This is a genomic window from Paenibacillus sp. FSL R7-0297, from assembly GCF_038009025.1.
Classification (GTDB): Bacteria; Bacillota; Bacilli; order Paenibacillales; family Paenibacillaceae; genus Paenibacillus_AQ.
Genome location: NZ_JBBPAQ010000001.1, coordinates 360,090 through 376,859, shown reverse-complemented (window position 1 = coordinate 376,859; position 16,770 = coordinate 360,090). Strand labels below are relative to the sequence as shown.

The window sequence follows — 16,770 nt, the reverse complement described above, 5'->3', positions numbered from 1 at the left end:
GAAACCTTGCAAGATACTTCCTGCTTCATCCCCCAAAACACAAAAAACCGGGAGCCACCCACAAGGGTGCTCCCGGTTTTTCTTTATACCATGATGCTGCGGCATCAAAGCCGCAATTCGTTATTTTGCGCTTTCGTAACGTTTGCCGACTTCTTCCCAGTTCACTACGTTCCAGAACGCCTTGATGTAGTCAGGACGTTTGTTCTGGTAGTTCAGGTAGTAAGCATGCTCCCATACATCGAGGCCGAGGATTGGAGTTGCGCCTTCGCTGACCGGGTTGTCCTGGTTAGGAGTGCTGGTTACAGCAAGCTTGCCGTCTTTCACGACGAGCCAGGCCCAGCCGCTGCCGAAGCGTGTAGTAGCTGCAGTAGCGAAGTCTTCCTTGAACTTATCGAATCCGCCCAGTTCGCTGTCGATTGCAGCAGCCAGAGCGCCAGTGGGTGCGCCTCCGCCGTTCGGTCCGATAACTTCCCAGAACAAGGTGTGGTTGGCATGTCCGCCGCCGTTGTTGCGAACAGCAGTGCGGATAGCTTCAGGTACAGCGTTCAGGTCAGTCAGCAGCTCATCAATGCTCTTGTCTTGCAGTTCAGGTGCTTTTTCCAGTGCGGCGTTCAGGTTCGTCACATAAGTGTTATGGTGCCTGTCGTGATGAATCTCCATCGTCAAAGCGTCGATGTGTGGTTCAAGAGCGTTGTTTGGATAAGGAAGTGCCGGTAATTGAAATGCCATGGAAAAATCCCTCCTGAGTATATTAGAATTTGTATAGATAAAGAATTTTGGCGGTCTTGACGTCAAAACCCCTTATTTCCGATGTGGCTTATAGGTTATATATCCGTTGAGATACTTATTATTAAACCGTATCTGGAACAATAATGCAACATTAAACAAACATTATTGTTTATAAAGTGTTTTTTCATCTATAGTTCACTACAAATGTTATGAGTGTGTTAAAGTTATAAAACTTCTTAAGAGAGTGCGATAATTTCCTTAATCATGAAAAAATGAACTTTTATTCAATGAAAACGCTTCATATCAAGCGCTTTCAAAAGAAAATTGATGATATCGGGAGAAAAGTGTGTTTTAATAGATTTAAAAGCAGGTATTCCTCGGTTTTTGATGCTTTTTTCCTCTTTACACTGTTATGGAAACTCCTTCTTTTTGTAAAATTCTAAGCCATAGAAAAGGGAGACTTTTAAGTATGCACGTTCGTTCCTTTCAATTAAGCGACGTTACTCCAGTGACTGAATTGCTGCAGACCGCATTATCGGAAGAATGTTTCGAGAGCACGATCGAGCCCTTCTCCAGGCAGCTTTCATGGGATTCAGATCTCATTGTAGTTGCAGAGGATGAAGGAGAAATCATCGGCGCACTGATTGGTACGATTGAGAAGAACCACGGCTGTTATTTCCGCATTGCCGTACATCCTGAATACCGCCGCAGAGGAGTCGGCAAGAGTCTCGTATCGGCGATGGAACACAGATTCCAGGCACGCAAGGTCAGCGGTATTTATGTAGCCGTTGATGAGCATAATTCCTTCGCACTGCCGCTGTATGAGGCCATGGGTTATGGTGAGGACCAGATCTTCAAATCTGTACGCAAGCTGAGCATTGTCGGGTAATTATTTTTTGAAACGGTGCTGTAAGCGGAAACAATTGGTAGAGTAGAGAACTATTGCAGCCTGTACTTTAGAATAAGGTCACACCTGCATAGTCTGTTTCATTATACTAAAGCATATCTTCCCAGTGTCCATTGCATTGCAAATGGGCGGAAGATATGCTTTTCTATTGTTATGGACTTATAAACCCAATCGAAGCAAGTAGGTGGCCTATGAACCGGGAGCTTGAAGAAGAATTCATGCGGAGCCGCAAACAACGATACAGATCCGTCACCCATAACAAATCCAAGCGGGAATCGAGAAGAATTTGGCTTAAGGATATGCGGGAGTGGATCATCACTGCGGGGATTGTATTCGCGATCATGTCACTGCTTAATATATTTGTGTTCAATGTGTCTACTGTGATTGGCCAATCCATGCAGCCAACCCTCTATGAAGGGGAGAAGCTGATTATTAATAAGATTGCACTGAGCTTCGGGAATCCGGGCCGGGGCGATATTGTTGTTCTGCATGACCCCAGTACAGGTCCGGACCGTAAGGAGTACCTGGTTAAGCGGATTATTGGTATCCCCGGGGATATCGTGGAAGTTCAGGACCAGCAGCTTTACGTTAATGGTAAAGTAGTGGATGAGCCTTATATCGATACGGCCATTCAAGACCCGGATTTCAGTCAGCTGACTGTCCAGGAAGGTACCTACTTTGTGATGGGGGATAACCGCCATGCCGGGGCCAGCAAGGACAGCCGTTATTTCGGCGCCGTTGCACAGGAGAGTATCGTGGGGAAGGCATCCCTGATCTGGTGGCCTGTAGCTAAGATGAGAATCCTGTAAGGGATTTGTATAGACCTAATAATAAAGGAGAGGCGGAAATGAATTCTAACTTCCAGTCACCTTATGCTCCGCCGCCTTCCAAGTGGGAGGATCTCAAGGCTGCAATCAAGGCTGCTGCGCCGGCGCTCGGTATTGACGATATCGGGTTCACCACCGCAGAGCCGTTTTTATATTTAAAAAATATACTTCAGGAACATAGGGACAACGGGTACGACTCTGGCTTTGAGGAGCCGGATCTGGATAAGCGGACGGTTCCGGCGCTGCAGTCGGGAGAGCAGCCGCTCTCTATTATTGCAATTGCTGTAGCCTATCCCTCCAAAATGGAGGAACCGCCCAAGTCCGAACCCGGAGCACGCAGAGGTATACTGGCCAGGGCATCGTGGGGGCAGGACTATCATCATGTACTGCGTGAAGCGCTGGCGAAGCTGGAGAACTTCATCCGCGAGCGTGTTCCGGATGCCGTATTGGAGAGTATGGTGGATACGGGCGCTCTTGTTGACCGGGCGGTTGCAGAGCGGGCGGGCATCGGGTTCAGCGGCAAAAACTGCGCGATTATCTCCCCCAAATGGGGATCGTGGATCTATCTCGGGGAAATGGTGACGAATATACCGCTGCCTCCGGATCAGCCGGTGCAGGAAGGCTGCGGGGACTGTACGAAATGCATCGACGCCTGTCCTACCGGCGCACTGGTCGGTCCGGGACAACTCAACGCCCAGGCTTGCATATCCTACCTGACACAGACCAAAGGGTTCCTCAGTGAGGACTATATGACCAAGATCGGGAACCGGCTGTACGGCTGCGATACCTGCCAGATTGTCTGTCCCCATAACCGCGGCAAGAACTGGAATCACCGCCCGCAGCTGCTGCCTGATCCGGAGATCGTGAAGCCGCTGCTGATGCCGATCCTGGATCTGAGCAATCGTGAGTTCAAGGAGAAATTCGGCAGCAGCTCAGCTGCATGGCGGGGCAAAAAGCCTATCCAACGCAATGCGGTAATCGCGCTTGGCAATTTCAAGGAAGCTTCTGCCGTACCGAAGCTGACCGAGATTCTGCTGCAGGAGCCGCGGCCGGAGATGCGCGGGACTGCCGCCTGGGCCCTAAGCCGCATCGGCGGCAGTGAAGCCCTCACAGCCGTGGAACAGGCACTGCAGATGGAAGAGGACGTTACGGTGCGCGGAATGCTAAGCCGGGCACAGGACAAGCTGCTGGGGCAGAAGGAGGCGGAAGGAGAATGAATCACCGTCTAGAGAGCAGCGAAGGGGCGGAAGCTTCGCTCTATTATAAGGAGATCGATTCAATCATTGGCCCTTTGACGCTATGCGCTACAGCTTCCGGACTATGCATGATCAAGTTCGGCACCTATGATGCGAACTCGGACACTATCGCAGGCTGGGTGAAGGCGCAGCTGGGACCCGCTGCACGGATTTATGCGGATGCCAGGAGCTTATCCGAGGCGGAGCGGCAGCTTGCAGCGTATTTCGCCGGGGAGCTGCAGAGCTTCAGTCTGCCGCTGGATACGCGCGGAACGGATTTTCAGCGCCAGGTATGGGAAGCTCTCCTCAGCGTGCCTTACGGGGAGTCCGCCTCTTATAAGGATATTGCGGTCAGGATTGGCAATCCGCAGGCAGTACGCGCTGTTGGCGGGGCCAATAACCGCAACCCGGTTCCGGTCATTGTACCCTGCCACCGGATTATAGGTGCCGGAGGCTCGCTCGTCGGCTACGCCGGAGGCCTGGGAATCAAAAGCCGGCTGCTGCAGCTGGAAGCGGAGCAGGCGGGGCCCGGCTTAAGCGGTACCTATCTCTTCTGATCACGGGATTTGCCAATTGCTGTCCAGTTGTTGAAATGCTATGATAGATTCGCGTGCCTTAAGGGCATTGCCAGACAATAGAGTACAAAGGTGGATTACAGATGAATATTGCATTGCCTATTATTACGCTTGTTGTAGGTCTGATCGGCGGATTCTTTATCGGTGTGTATTATCTGCGCAGACAAATGACAACGATGCAGAATGATCCCGAAATGCTGCAGAAGGTTGCTAAGCAAATGGGATATAACCTGAACGGAAAGCAAATGCAGCGTGCCCAGCAGATGATGAAGAACGGCAATCAGCCGGGGCGTGCGCCTGCGGCAGCCAAAGGACAGGCCCGCAAGAAGAAATAATCAGGATAGAGAAATAGATAAGAGTCAGCTGGTGGTGCGGAAGGGGGAGATTTCATGGGGAGCATCAAGGAGTACATGAACGGGAAGGTTTCTGTAAACCGTGAGCAAATCGAGTATCATGTTGAGAAAATATTAGAACTGATTGGTGAAGATACCAGCCGCGAAGGCTTGCTGGAAACACCGGCTAGAGTCACGCGGATGTATGAAGAGATATTTGGCGGCTATTCGATTGATCCGCGCGAAGCGCTAGGCGTTACTTTTGACGAGTCTCATGAAGAGCTTGTCATTGTGAAGGATATCGTCTATTACAGCCAGTGCGAGCATCACATGGCTCCTTTCTTCGGCAAAGTGCATATTGGCTATGTCCCCAGCGGGCGGATTGCCGGACTGAGCAAGCTGGCCCGGCTCGTGGAAGCGGTCAGCCGCCGCCTGCAGGTGCAGGAGCGCATTACTGCCCAGATCGCCGACATCATGACCGAGGTGCTGAATCCGCACGGTGTTATGGTGGTTGTCGAAGGAGAGCATCTGTGTATGTGTGCCCGGGGTGTGAAGAAGCCCGGGAGCAAGACAGTAACCATGGCAACCCGGGGCACTTTCCGAGAGGATGCTGCTGCCCGGGCTGAGTTTCTTGCTCTGATCAAAGAATAGTACGCGGGACTAATATTCCCTGACTTGTGCAAGGCAAAGCCCGGCGGCCACTTTCGAGTGGCCGCCGGGCTTTTTTGGGGAAAGACCTCAAAAAGGCTGCCATACCAGCTTACGGGCGGCGCTGTACCGCTCGGCTACGTAAGGCCAATTCACGACTTTCCACCAGTCCTGGATATAATCCGCGCGCTTGTTCTGATGCTTGAGATAATAGGCATGCTCCCATACATCCAGCGCCAGTAGCGGAACAACATCCCATTGGGACAGATTCTGATGCTTCTCAGCAGTCAGAATCTCCAGCCTGCGGCTGCGCGGGCTCCAGACCAGGATAGCCCATCCGCCGCCCTCCACTTTATTGGCCGCTTCAGTGAACTGGGCCTTGAAGGCATCGTAGCTTCCGAAGCTGCGTATAATGGCATCCAGCAGTGCTCCGGATGGCCGGCCTCCGCCCTGCGGGGACATGACGTTCCAGAAGATCGTGTGCAGATAATGGCCCGCCCCATTAAAGGCAAGCTCCCGCTCCCAGTGTTTAACGAGATCATAATCGTTGTTCTTCCGGGCTTCCGCCAATTTAATCTCTGCTTTATTGAGTCCGTCTACATAGCTCTGGTGGTGCTTGTCGTGATGAATAATCATCGTCTTCTCGTCAATGTACGGCTCCAGCGCATTATAAGCATAAGGGAGCGGGGGCAGTGTGTGCCCGCCGATCGGGACCGGCCCTAATTCCCGGGCTTCCCACAGAGGAGCCGTTTCCTGGGGAGGATCTTCACTTAGGGACACCGCAGGCACAGCAGCCGGTTCATCCTGCTCTAGAGGGCTCTGCCGCATCATCCCGGCGCCGGCGCCATATCCCGGGGCGGTGAGCGCCGTAAGCACGGCAAGGAAATACTCCGATTCGCAGATAAAATGTTTCACTACAACACCGGCCAGAGGGGAGACACTCATGGCCTGGCTAGCCTCGACCATAGCCTTCAGCTGGCGGATGAACTCACTGGATTGGCTGCAGGCTGTATGAAGCAGCAGCTCTGTTTCGGCGGTAAGGCTTCCCGGACCGCCGTAGGCCGGAGCCTGTGGGCTACGGAGCAGGTGACACGCCGCCTGCTCCGTAGCCAGGAAGACAACTGTCCATTCCTGGAGCAGCTTGACATAAGGCTCCTCCAGGTTTGGAGTAAGCTGGATAAGAACCTCGGCATGTTCCTTCTCTTGTTTTTTCCAGAAAGCGATTTCCCCTAGAATGTGCACTGGCAGCGGCGCACCGGATACATATTGCATAGCATGCAGTCCTCCCCGTCCTGAATTTTCAACGCTTCATTATATGACCGGGAGAGTGCGCTTATGTAACGGTATTCGTTGCGGCCTAAGGCACAATGGTGAGCAAACCCCAAAAAAGCATGCACAGCATGTATAAGGAAATACAGCTGCGCATGCTTATTCAATCCAATATAGGTATAGAACGTTTCTGTTTCTACTTGTGGTTACTTGCTGGCCTGACTTCCGTTGTCCCCGCTGATGCGGGCCAGCTGGACATTTCCGAGAAATGCTGAGACACGGCGCAGGTACTCGCGCGGATGCTCACGGAACAGCAGCTCATGATGACTGTCCTCCACAATCCATGAGTCGGAGTAAGGGTTGGTCTGGTTCGCGGCCAGTTCTTCGGCAATCGGATAAGGGGCCTTCTCGTCCATAGTACCGTGCATGAAGAGTACCGGGAACGGATAGTCCTCGGATTTCACCTTGGAATAGGGAATCTGATTCAGCCCTGTACCGTTCAATACCGGGAACAACAGCTCCATAATCTCCAGTGAAGGCTGGCGGGGAAGATCTATATTCTGCTTGATATTGTGATAGAGTGTATCCGGCTCCAGCAGGAAGGTGCTGTCCAGAATCATTGCATCCACGTCTTTGGTTACGAGACCCGCCTGCAGCGCGGTACCAGCGCCCATGGAGAAGCCCCAGACTACAATTTCGTTTGCCCCCTTGTCCTTGGCATATTCAATCGCCCCAAGGAGCTGCTGGGATTCTTTTTTGCCGCCGGTAGCGATATCCTTATTGATCTTGGAAGCAAAGCCGTAATCAAACATGACCACATTAAATTTCAGGCTGTGCGCATAATGGGCCAGGTCGTACATGGGAACCCAGCTTTCCTCGCGGTTAGCACCGTAGCCATGGCTGAAGACAATGGTCTTCTTGGCTCCCTCTGAAGGAATATACCAGCCCTGCATGATACGGCTGCCGTCCTTTGCCGGAAAGGTGATCTCCTCATACGCCAGCCCTTTGGCAAGATAAGGGTTAGAGTAGAGGGGGGCTACAGTAGGATTCGAGAGCACCCAAGCTATATAGCCGTGCAGGGCGATGAAGCAGAATAATAAGAAGAAGAACACAGATAACAGCAGAGCTACGACAATATGCTTAACGCGTATCATCCGCAGTGAAATAATAGGTATGGAATTAGGCTTATCCTCGTTAGGCATACGGGAGACCGGCGAGCCGGGGTGACTTGTTACAAGATCCATAAGGTCCCCTCCTAAAAGTTTTGTGGAACATCCGCTTCCTATGAGACTACTTTGCAGTGTAACTGCTTGGGAAGCATAAGCTTAAGTTTGAATAGCATAAATACTTCATATATTTAATCGTATGGTTATGCCCTTACAAAGTCAATGAATTGAGCGGTTTTGTAATGTAACTGTAAACTGCGGCCCATTCTTTACCGTACAGTGAATATGCTGGACTTTTTTCGGACTTTTGCACTAAGATAGAATGGATCTGAAGAATAATGTAACCGGGTTTCAAGAGGTGAAACACGTGAGGGGGAGATCAGGGTGGAAGACCGGAAACTGACTGTACGCGCCGTAGAACGTGCGCTGGATATATTGCTGTGCTTCACTCAGGATAATGATTATGACCTCAGTCTGACGGAGATTTCCGCCAAGATTGGCCTGCATAAAAGTACGGTACACCGCTTGCTGACTACGCTTGAAGAGAAGGGCTTCCTGCAGCGTGATGAGGGCACGGAGAAATACCGGCTGGGGATTCGCATCTGGGAGCTGTCAACGCATTTGCCGACGCTGAATGAACCAGCGGTACTGCTGCTGCCGGCGATGGAACGGCTGCGTGACCGTCTGGGAGAGACGGTCAGCCTCTATTTGCGCGACAATCTGGAGCGCGTGCGTATCCAGGCTGTGCAGAGCCGGCAGGCAATCCGCCGGGTGGCACAGATCGGCGCAAGGCTGCCCCTCTCTGTAGGCGCATCGAGCAAGGTGCTGGCCGCTTACGCGCCTCCGGAAGTGCAGGTCCGGCTGCTGGCCGACCCGGCCTGGCCTGAAGCTGTAGACCGGAGCCTATATCTGGAGCAGCTCAAGGAAATCACCCGCAGCGGGTATGCCACCAGCTTCGAGGAACGCGAGCCGGGTGCGGCTGCAGTGGCGGTGCCTATTACCGGGCGTGCCGGGGGAGTGGTTGCAGCACTCTCCCTGTCCGGTCCGGTCAGCCGGCTTTCGCGGGAGACGCTGGAGGATTATGCAGTGATACTGGGTGAGGCTGCAGCTGAAATGGGTCTGATGATGGGCTGAAACGGCGCTTCCCGTTAAATGCCGGGCAAGGGGGTAATTATAGTAAATAGAGGCTAACCAGGCCTGCCAGTTCCATTGTGTATCTAGTTAAAATGAACTATTATTAAAAAATATTAGTTACAATTATTAAAAGTTATGAAATGTAATCCAGAGCATGAGGTGATGGGATGAAAGCTGTAATACCCGATTCACTGATGGGAGAAATTCAAGAGCTCCAGGATACGTTCGGTTCTGTCACGAGTCAGGCTATTGTGCTTACGGATCAGGCAGGGAATGTAATAACCCGTCCAACGCTTTACGGAATATTCTATCAGAAAATGTTCAGTTCTTTGCAGGAGACGCAGCGCCCTTTCGAGCCGGCTTTGCTCAGACTGGGTCCCTTATCGCATCCTGCTGTATTGGAAGAATGGGTTCCCGGGCTAAAGTATGTGGTCAGTCCGCTGGTTCCCGAGTATGGACAGACTTATTATTTGTGGTCGGGCCTATACATGGAAGAAGGGACCCGGGAGCTTGTACTGCAGGCGTTTGAGGCCAAAATGAGGATTCACCCCCACTATGAGGAGTTACGGACTGAACTGCTTGCCATGCCTGAGCTTAGCCGGGAGCATATCGGTAAGATCAGGGGCAAACTGGCCGTTCTTGGAAACATAATGTCTAAATTACTGGCGGGCTGTGTGCTCAAACCCCTGGCGCAGAGAAGCGGCATGGTGGTTTCACAGCTGCTCTCCAATCTGGAAACAGACTTTCTGAAGATTGAGGATGTTTTGCAGCAAATGGCAGGAAGGCTCTCGGATGCCGATTTATATGCTTTTGCCAAAGAGGAAGAGGCAGGCAGGTATAAGGTGAAATATTCCGCCGGCAAAGAAGCGAATCTGTTGATGAATGCCGAGTTCCAGCAGGGGGACGGGTTTCTGGGACAAGCTGTTCTCGGCAGGGAGCCCCGGCACTGGCAGGGCGTTGCCAAAGATCCGAGATCGTTATTCTTCACCCAGCGCGGAATTACGCAGCCGGAGTATTTGTCATGTTATCCGGTTCAGATTCACAGCGGCAAAAAAGCGCTGCTGCTGGCTGTGGGCTTTGGTGAAATCCGCCAGTTGCAGGACCACGCCCAGCAGGACCAGATGGTTGCTTCTCTGCTTGGGCTATCCTCACGCGGGGAGAAGCTCAGGCAGCGCGAAACCCTGCGTAATGATGCTACACTGAGACTTAAAGAGGCCGCGTGCCTGCTGCCGCAGACCACATCATCACAGGAGCTGGGTATTCAACTGCTCGAGATCATTATGGGGATGCCGTTCTATCCTTCATCTGTACTCGTCTACTTTGAGGAGGCAGCAGGAAGCAGCCATCATGCCAAGGGCTGGAGCCCGGAGGCTGCTGCCCAGTATGTCCAGGAGATTGGGGACCGGTATTCGCCGCAAGCCTTTCTCTCCTCCGCTATTATTAACGAGGATGCCGAGGAGCAGGTGCTGCTGGAATGTCCGCTGATTGCCGAGAAGGTATTCAAAGGAATTCTGGCGGTAGGCTTCAGACGCCGCAGTGAAGCAGAGGAATGGCTGACATTCGCGAGCTGTCTAGCCAGTCTGGCCAGCACGGCAATCCGGCTCATCGAGAAGGATAGCAGGCTTGTGAAGCAGGCGGGGGTATTCCTCCAGCATACCCGGGATTATCTGGGGAGCACCAATCCTGAGCTGGAGAGTATGTCGCTGGATGCCTCTTCAATGGCGCATGAGCTTGCCCGCTACACCGGTCTGCCGGAACGGGAAGCGGAACGGATGAGAAACGCCTGTCTGCTGGCTCCGTTCAAACTTGAATTTCTGCAGGGATACGGCTTCTATCAGGAAGAGATAGCTCTGCTGAAGCAGGTGGATCAATTGGCATCCTTCTATTTCAAGATGGATAAGCCGTCGGTTTCTTTGCCCGCACAGCTGCTGGCACTTGTGCTTCATCATACCGCCAAACATGCGGATAGGGATAAGCTTGCGGAACCGGAGCTGGAATGGCTGGAGCCCTCCCGCTACAGTCTGGATGAGTACATTGTCGGGGAGATTGACAGTGAGCCGCAATCAGCCCTTCAATCGTTTCTGCGCAGCCGCTCGGATGCTCAACCAATGAGGAGAAAGGTATCGGCGGTCAAGCTGCTGAACAACGCTGCACTGAAGACACCTAAGGAAGAATGGGGAATCTCGCCGCGTGAAGAGGAAGTGCTTGAATTGATTATTCTGGGCAAGACGAATAAGGAAATTGCCAGTGCCTTATTTATCAGCGAGCATACCGTTAAGAATCATCTAAGCCGTATTTTCACCAAAATGAATGTAACGGACCGTTCACAGATCATTGCTCTGGTCTATAAAAGAATACTCGACTCTGAGCGCATCGAGATCTGATCATTAGCCGGTTTAACTGCTTTGCTCCATATGGATATCCATCCCCTTTCGGCTGAAAGGGGATTTTTGCATTCATATGCTGCAGGAAGGCAGGTGGACTATTTAAAATTTAATAAAATGAAGTTGTCAGAGAGAAAACGCTGTGCTATATTATAATTGATAATGATTATCAATATCACATACATAGGGGGATCATTTTGCGACATTCTAATAAAAGTCTGGTACTCATCATCCTCACCTTAGCCCTGGCTCTGCTGCTGGCAGCTTGTGGCCAGTCCGCTAATAACTCTGCAAACCACTCCGCTGCTTCTCCTGAGACGTCTTCTACGGCGACTCCTGCTGCAACAGCCCGCACTGCAGATTCAACCGCTGATGTAGAAATGGTCACTTTCCAAGACAGTGCAGGAGAAGTTCAAGTACCCAAGAATCCGCAGCGAATCGTTGATACTACCGCGTTCTACACAGGATATCTCCTGGCGCTTGGCGTAAAGCCGGTAGGGGTTATGGAAGGGGCCAAGGCTAGTCCGTATCTTGCAGAAATGCTTGAGGGTGCAGAACCACTTGGTGATGATGTCACCCCGGAGAATATCCTGTCCTTGGACCCTGACCTGATAATTGTGTACACCGGCACGGAAGGCATCGATAAGCTGAAGGAGATTGCACCTGTAGTGCAGATTCAGTATGGCGCAAAGAATTTTAAGGATCAGATGTTGGACTACGGCAAGCTTGTGAATAAGAATGATGAAGCGAAGGCCTGGATCACACAGTGGGAGGCCCGGATTGCTGATTTGAAGCCGCAGGTGCAGGCCGCTGTGGGCAACAAAACCGTATCTATCCTGAACCCGTATGCCAAGGGTCTGTATGTATTTGGACATAATTATGGACGGGGCGGCGAAATTCTATACGGGGAATTTGGTTTGAAGGCACCTGCAGAAGCGCAGAAAGAGGCGATTGACAGCGGGACAGGCTGGGCCTCCATCTCTCTGGAGAAGCTTCCGGACTTCGCCGGTGATATTATCTTCACTTGTCCATGGTCAGGGGATACAACAGATCCTAAGATTGTATATGATAATCCGATCTGGGCAGGCTTGCCAGCAGTTAAAGCAGGAAACGTCTTCCAGCTCAATCCTGATGCAGATACTTACAATGACCCGATCTCACTGGAGAAGCAGTTGGATTTCATCACAACAAGCCTACTGTCCGTGAAATAATCCATTATTGAAATAAGGAAGCTATCTGCAAATCTGCATATAAAAAGCTGCGCCGGTGTCAGATCAATATCTGATACCAGCGCAGCTTTTGTAATATTTAAGCTTGTGTGTATAAGGTTATTCTACCGGCAGAGCCGTTTCCGAAGCTGTGGCATCAGCCAGCATCTGGCGGAGCACCGTCTGCAGGATACCGCCGTTACGGTAGTAGTCGATGTCAACAGTGCTGTCGAGCCGGGCAATGACCGGGAAGTCGAACTGGGTTCCGTCTTCGCGTGTGGCGGTGACGGTCAGCTCCTGACCGGGTAGTACATAGTTGTCGAGACCGGTAATGTCGAAGGTCTCACGTCCGGTCAGGCCCATGCTGCTCCAGCCATGGCCTTCCTGGAACTGCAGCGGCAGTACGCCCATGCCGACGAGATTGCTGCGGTGAATCCGCTCGAAGCTCTCGGCGATGACGGCCTTGACTCCCAGCAGCAACGTGCCCTTGGCGGCCCAGTCACGCGAGCTGCCGGTGCCGTATTCCTTGCCGGCAATGACGATCAGGTTCTGGCCGGCGGACTGGTACAGCATGGATGCGTCATAGATTGACATCACTTCGTCGCTCGGCAGGAAGGTGGTTACCCCGCCTTCGGTTCCCGGAGCAACGGCGTTGCGGATCCGGATGTTGGCGAAGGTACCGCGCATCATCACTTCATGGTTCCCGCGGCGCGAGCCGTAGGAGTTGAAGTCCGCACGTTCTACGCCATGATTACGCAGATATTCTCCGGCCGGACCGGAGGTGGAGATATTCCCGGCTGGTGAGATATGGTCGGTAGTGACGGAATCAGCCAGCAGCGCCAGAACACGCGAGCTGCGGATATCCTTGATGTCGCCGATACCGTCTGCCAGATGCTCGAAGAATGGCGGATTCTGAATATAAGTGGAATTATCGTCCCATTCATACAATTCGCCTTCCGGTACCGGAATGGAATTCCAGCGCTCATTGGCCGTGAAGACATTCTCATATTTGCTGCGGAACATTTCCGGACTGAGCGAGAGTGCTACAGCTTCACGGATCTCGGCAGTAGTAGGCCAGATATCGGCCAGGAAGACAGGCTCGCCCTGCGGATCGTAACCCAGCGGCTCGGTCTTCAGGTCAATATTAACGGTACCAGCGAGCGCATAGGCTACCACAAGCGGCGGTGAAGCCAAATAGTTGGCTTTGACCTGGGCATGTACGCGGCCCTCGAAATTACGGTTGCCGGATATAACAGCGGCAACGGTCATATCATGTTCTGTAATGGCCTGGCTGACTTCATCCGGCAGCGGACCGGAGTTGCCGATACAGGTGGCGCATCCGTATCCGGCCAGATAGAAGCCCAGCGCTTCCAGCGGCTTCAGCAAATTGGCCTTTTGCAGATATTCCGTAACGACCAGCGATCCGGGCGTCAGGCTGCTTTTGACATAACCTGGTTTGGTCAATCCGCGTTCGACAGCCTTCTTGGCGAGCAGTCCTGCTCCAAGCATAACGCTTGGGTTGGAGGTATTCGTACAGCTGGTAATGGCGGCAATGACAACGGCTCCTGTGCTGAGCTTGCTGGTGCTGCCGTTCTTGTGCTGTATTTCCACGACTTCGGCAATCTTCTCATCACTGAGGCCATAGCCGCCCTTGTCAACAGGTGTGCGGATGATGCCTTCAAAGGTTTCTTTCATATGGGTTAGCTCGACCCGGTCCTGCGGACGTTTCGGTCCGGCCAGGCTGGGCACTACAGAGGCAAGATCCAGTTCGATGATATCGCTGAACTGAGGGTCCGGCGTACTTGCGGTGCGGAACATCCCCTGCGCTTTGTAGTAATCGCCTACCAGCTCAACCAGCTCATCCGGGCGTCCGGTGCTGCGCAGATAGGCCAGCGTCTCGTCGTCTACCGGGAAGAAGCCGATGGTTGCTCCATATTCAGGTGCCATATTGGCTACGGTCGCGCGGTCCGCCAGACTGATATTAGCCAGACCAGGACCGTAGAATTCGACAAATTTGCCGACTACGCCTTTCTTGCGCAGCATTTGGGTAACGGTCAGGGCCAGGTCGGTAGCGGTGGCGCCTTCCATCAGACTGCCGGTCAGCTTGAAGCCCACGACATCCGGTGTCACGAAATAGAGCGGCTGGCCGAGCATGCCTGCTTCCGCTTCAATCCCGCCTACACCCCAGCCGACCACGCCAAGACCGTTGATCATTGTGGTGTGGGAGTCCGTTCCAACTAGGGAATCCGGGTATACGACCGTTTCGCCGTCAATAGTTTTGGTAGTGGCTACAGAAGCCAGATACTCCAGGTTAACCTGATGCACAATCCCGGTTGCCGGGGGAACTGCGCGGAAGTTGTTAAAGGCAGTCTGCGCCCAGCGCAGGAAGCGGTAACGTTCCTCGTTGCGCTCGAATTCAACGTTCATATTATATTCCAGTGCGTCGGCAGTTCCGAAGGCATCGACCATAACCGAGTGGTCAATAACCAGGTCAACCGGCACAAGCGGATTAATCTTCTTAGGGTCGCCGCCGGCTTTCTTGACGGTGTCGCGCATTGCGGCAAGATCAACGACTACCGGTACGCCGGTGAAGTCCTGCAATACAATCCGGGCCGGGATGAAAGGGATTTCTTTATTTCGGTCAATGCCGCCGGACCAGCCGGCCAGCTGCTTCACATGCTCTTCTGTAATTGCCCGTCCGTCATACTGGCGGACAGCAGCTTCAAGTAATACCTTAATGGAGAATGGCAGGGATGAAATGTCGCCCACGCCTTGTTCTTCCAGCGAGTTCAAATGATAGTAGCGATAAGTTTTGCCGCCTGATTCCAGGTTCTTAGCCAGTGAGAAATGGTCCTTGCTTGGCATATATGCGCCTCCTCGTTTCATCTGGTGAAACTACATTTCATATTCCTATATTTTAAGTATAACGGTTGCAAAGAGGGGAGTAAAGTTTTTTTTCCTTCTTCATGGAAGGTTTGTAGAGGGTGAAACTGCGCTAAATTAAGCGAAAAAGCCGTTCATTCAGAAAATTTATATGCTTCATGCTGCAAAGCCGTTTCCGCCTATTTCCAGCCATGCCTGGAGCGGATGGTTTCCCGGATTCAATTGTAGTTAAATCGTTCCCGTCCTGTATAGCGGCAGGCAATCCTTCATATATATAGGACTACATAGGACAGCAGCCAACACGGCAAAGGGAAACGGCTATGCCGCCCTTAAAAAGGACGGCACAGTTTCAGCGTGAAATAGAAGGATTATTTATAGTGCCGGAGCCTATAAATTCTTATATTTGAACGAAAGGGCGGAGAATGAATGGAGCAGCAGTGGAAGAAAAGTCTCTATGTCTATGTGGATCAGCTGAACAAGGGGCGGGTTGCACCTGGAATTGAACCGCGCCAAACCACAATCAAGGATCCGCGGTTCCTGGACGAACAGCGTACACGCTTCCGCCGTATTGCGCAGTGGTACAGCATGCGGGGAATCACTCCGCTGCGCGGGGAAACAGGCGTCAGGACACTGCGTACCGTGCGGCAGAATCCCGCCGAGGTGGTCGCCGATGTGGCGTTGCACAGCGCATTCTATTATGAGAAGGGCGGAATGACGCACCGCGAGGATGTGATTGAGTCCGAGCGGCTGACCTTTGTGCGGAAAGATGGAGACTGGGAGATAATCAACGCGGAGCGAAGTGTTCCCGAGCGGAATGCTGTGCGCAAAGTGGTGGAGACTGAGCCTGCCTTGCGGCTGTCGCAGTGGGGGGAGGTGCTGCCTGCACCGCGGCCATCCCAGCCGCTGCTGAACCGCAGGGTCCTGCGCGGAGTAAGCAGCGCAAGAGAGGTGCGTTACCGCCGCGAAGAGGCGGCGGCGTATGCCGACCGCTGGTGGAAGGACGGCAATCCGGAGTTCGAGATTTTCGAGGTGGACTGCACGAATTATGTCTCCCAATGTCTCTTTGCAGGGGGAGCATCTATCAACTATACTGGTAAAAGAGAAACGGGCTGGTGGTACAAGGGCTACAATGGGGCACAGGAATGGTGGAGCTTCAGCTGGGCGGTTTCAGACAGCCTGCAGCGTTATTTGAGCGGCAGCCGGAGCAGTGGTCTGCGCGCTGAAGTTGTCGAGCAGCCGGAGCAGCTGATGTTAGGCGATGTGATCCAATACGACTGGGACGGCAACGGACATTACCAGCACAGCACGATTGTTACCGCCTTTGATGCGGGAGGCATGCCGCTGGTGAACGCCCGGACGGTCAGCAGCCGCCACCGCTTCTGGGATTACAAGGATTCCTACGCCTGGACGGACCGCACGGCCTACCGTTTTTTTCATATTAATGACTACTTATAATTCAGAAAGAGGTTAGGG

General features: G+C 52.6%; 12 protein-coding genes and 1 pseudogene. 9 read left to right on the top strand and 4 right to left on the bottom strand.

From position 1 onward, the window contains the following. Positions 1 to 120 precede the first annotated feature (120 nt). Positions 121 to 729, bottom strand: a complete 609-nt coding sequence (locus tag MKZ24_RS01530; RefSeq protein ID WP_039308673.1) for a superoxide dismutase — start codon at positions 727 to 729, stop codon at positions 121 to 123. A gap of 469 nt (positions 730 to 1,198) precedes the next feature. On the opposite strand from MKZ24_RS01530, the gene MKZ24_RS01525 reads away from it, so the two are divergent. The 5 genes and pseudogenes from MKZ24_RS01525 to folE all read left to right on the top strand — a co-directional run bounded on the left by MKZ24_RS01525 (position 1,199) and on the right by folE (position 5,256). After that, entirely contained in the window at positions 1,199 to 1,618 is a 420-nt protein-coding gene (locus tag MKZ24_RS01525) for a GNAT family N-acetyltransferase (RefSeq protein ID WP_039308670.1), read from the top strand. Between the two features lie 209 nt (positions 1,619 to 1,827). Continuing rightward, on the top strand, positions 1,828 to 2,445 hold the full coding sequence (gene lepB, locus MKZ24_RS01520; RefSeq protein WP_081956359.1) for a signal peptidase I: 618 nt from the start codon (positions 1,828 to 1,830) through the stop codon (positions 2,443 to 2,445). Between the two features lie 38 nt (positions 2,446 to 2,483). Then, positions 2,484 to 4,255 (top strand): annotated as a pseudogene (gene queG / locus MKZ24_RS01515) (tRNA epoxyqueuosine(34) reductase QueG). 101 nt (positions 4,256 to 4,356) lie between these two features. Beyond that, complete coding sequence (locus MKZ24_RS01510; RefSeq protein ID WP_042133331.1) at positions 4,357 to 4,608, top strand: YneF family protein; 252 nt, start codon at positions 4,357 to 4,359, stop codon at positions 4,606 to 4,608. Between the two features lie 54 nt (positions 4,609 to 4,662). Continuing rightward, positions 4,663 to 5,256 (top strand): GTP cyclohydrolase I FolE, encoded by a 594-nt coding sequence (gene folE / locus MKZ24_RS01505; protein WP_039308661.1) that lies wholly within the window; start codon positions 4,663 to 4,665, stop codon positions 5,254 to 5,256. Between the two features lie 87 nt (positions 5,257 to 5,343). On the opposite strand, the gene MKZ24_RS01500 is transcribed toward folE, so the two are convergent. Continuing rightward, positions 5,344 to 6,525, bottom strand: coding sequence for a Fe-Mn family superoxide dismutase (locus tag MKZ24_RS01500; protein ID WP_340781092.1), 1,182 nt, complete (start codon positions 6,523 to 6,525; stop codon positions 5,344 to 5,346). Positions 6,526 to 6,728: 203 nt separating this feature from the next. Next, positions 6,729 to 7,724 (bottom strand): alpha/beta hydrolase, encoded by a 996-nt coding sequence (locus MKZ24_RS01495; protein WP_042241442.1) that lies wholly within the window; start codon positions 7,722 to 7,724, stop codon positions 6,729 to 6,731. Positions 7,725 to 8,072: 348 nt separating this feature from the next. Between MKZ24_RS01495 and MKZ24_RS01490 the strand changes: the two genes are divergently transcribed. From MKZ24_RS01490 to MKZ24_RS01480, 3 genes are all read left to right on the top strand, one after another. Beyond that, positions 8,073 to 8,822 (top strand): IclR family transcriptional regulator, encoded by a 750-nt coding sequence (locus MKZ24_RS01490; protein ID WP_042232357.1) that lies wholly within the window; start codon positions 8,073 to 8,075, stop codon positions 8,820 to 8,822. 167 nt (positions 8,823 to 8,989) lie between these two features. Further along, a complete protein-coding gene (locus MKZ24_RS01485) occupies positions 8,990 to 11,206 on the top strand; it encodes a helix-turn-helix transcriptional regulator (protein ID WP_052415944.1) in 2,217 nt (738 codons plus the stop codon). A 197-nt stretch (positions 11,207 to 11,403) separates the two neighbouring features. Further along, complete coding sequence (locus tag MKZ24_RS01480; RefSeq protein ID WP_340781087.1) at positions 11,404 to 12,417, top strand: ABC transporter substrate-binding protein; 1,014 nt, start codon at positions 11,404 to 11,406, stop codon at positions 12,415 to 12,417. A 117-nt stretch (positions 12,418 to 12,534) separates the two neighbouring features. On the opposite strand, the gene acnA is transcribed toward MKZ24_RS01480, so the two are convergent. Then, positions 12,535 to 15,279: an aconitate hydratase AcnA gene (gene acnA, locus MKZ24_RS01475; protein ID WP_340781086.1), complete on the bottom strand. Its 2,745-nt coding sequence runs from the start codon at positions 15,277 to 15,279 to the stop codon at positions 12,535 to 12,537. Between the two features lie 444 nt (positions 15,280 to 15,723). Here acnA and MKZ24_RS01470 point away from each other — a divergent pair, with 444 nt between their 5' ends. Beyond that, positions 15,724 to 16,752: an amidase domain-containing protein gene (locus MKZ24_RS01470; protein WP_340781084.1), complete on the top strand. Its 1,029-nt coding sequence runs from the start codon at positions 15,724 to 15,726 to the stop codon at positions 16,750 to 16,752. Positions 16,753 to 16,770: the final 18 nt, after the last annotated feature.

What these genes read in the sequence shown, in the direction of transcription:
- MKZ24_RS01530 (WP_039308673.1), bottom strand. Translation starts at nt 729, where the DNA reads ATGGCATTTCAATTACCGGCACTTCCTTATCCAAACAACGCTCTTGAA.
- MKZ24_RS01525 (WP_039308670.1), top strand. Translation starts at nt 1,199, where the DNA reads ATGCACGTTCGTTCCTTTCAATTAAGCGACGTTACTCCAGTGACTGAA.
- lepB (WP_081956359.1), top strand. Translation starts at nt 1,828, where the DNA reads ATGAACCGGGAGCTTGAAGAAGAATTCATGCGGAGCCGCAAACAACGA.
- MKZ24_RS01510 (WP_042133331.1), top strand. Translation starts at nt 4,357, where the DNA reads ATGAATATTGCATTGCCTATTATTACGCTTGTTGTAGGTCTGATCGGC.
- folE (WP_039308661.1), top strand. Translation starts at nt 4,663, where the DNA reads ATGGGGAGCATCAAGGAGTACATGAACGGGAAGGTTTCTGTAAACCGT.
- MKZ24_RS01500 (WP_340781092.1), bottom strand. Translation starts at nt 6,525, where the DNA reads ATGCAATATGTATCCGGTGCGCCGCTGCCAGTGCACATTCTAGGGGAA.
- MKZ24_RS01495 (WP_042241442.1), bottom strand. Translation starts at nt 7,724, where the DNA reads ATGCCTAACGAGGATAAGCCTAATTCCATACCTATTATTTCACTGCGG.
- MKZ24_RS01485 (WP_052415944.1), top strand. Translation starts at nt 8,990, where the DNA reads ATGAAAGCTGTAATACCCGATTCACTGATGGGAGAAATTCAAGAGCTC.
- acnA (WP_340781086.1), bottom strand. Translation starts at nt 15,279, where the DNA reads ATGCCAAGCAAGGACCATTTCTCACTGGCTAAGAACCTGGAATCAGGC.
- MKZ24_RS01470 (WP_340781084.1), top strand. Translation starts at nt 15,724, where the DNA reads ATGGAGCAGCAGTGGAAGAAAAGTCTCTATGTCTATGTGGATCAGCTG.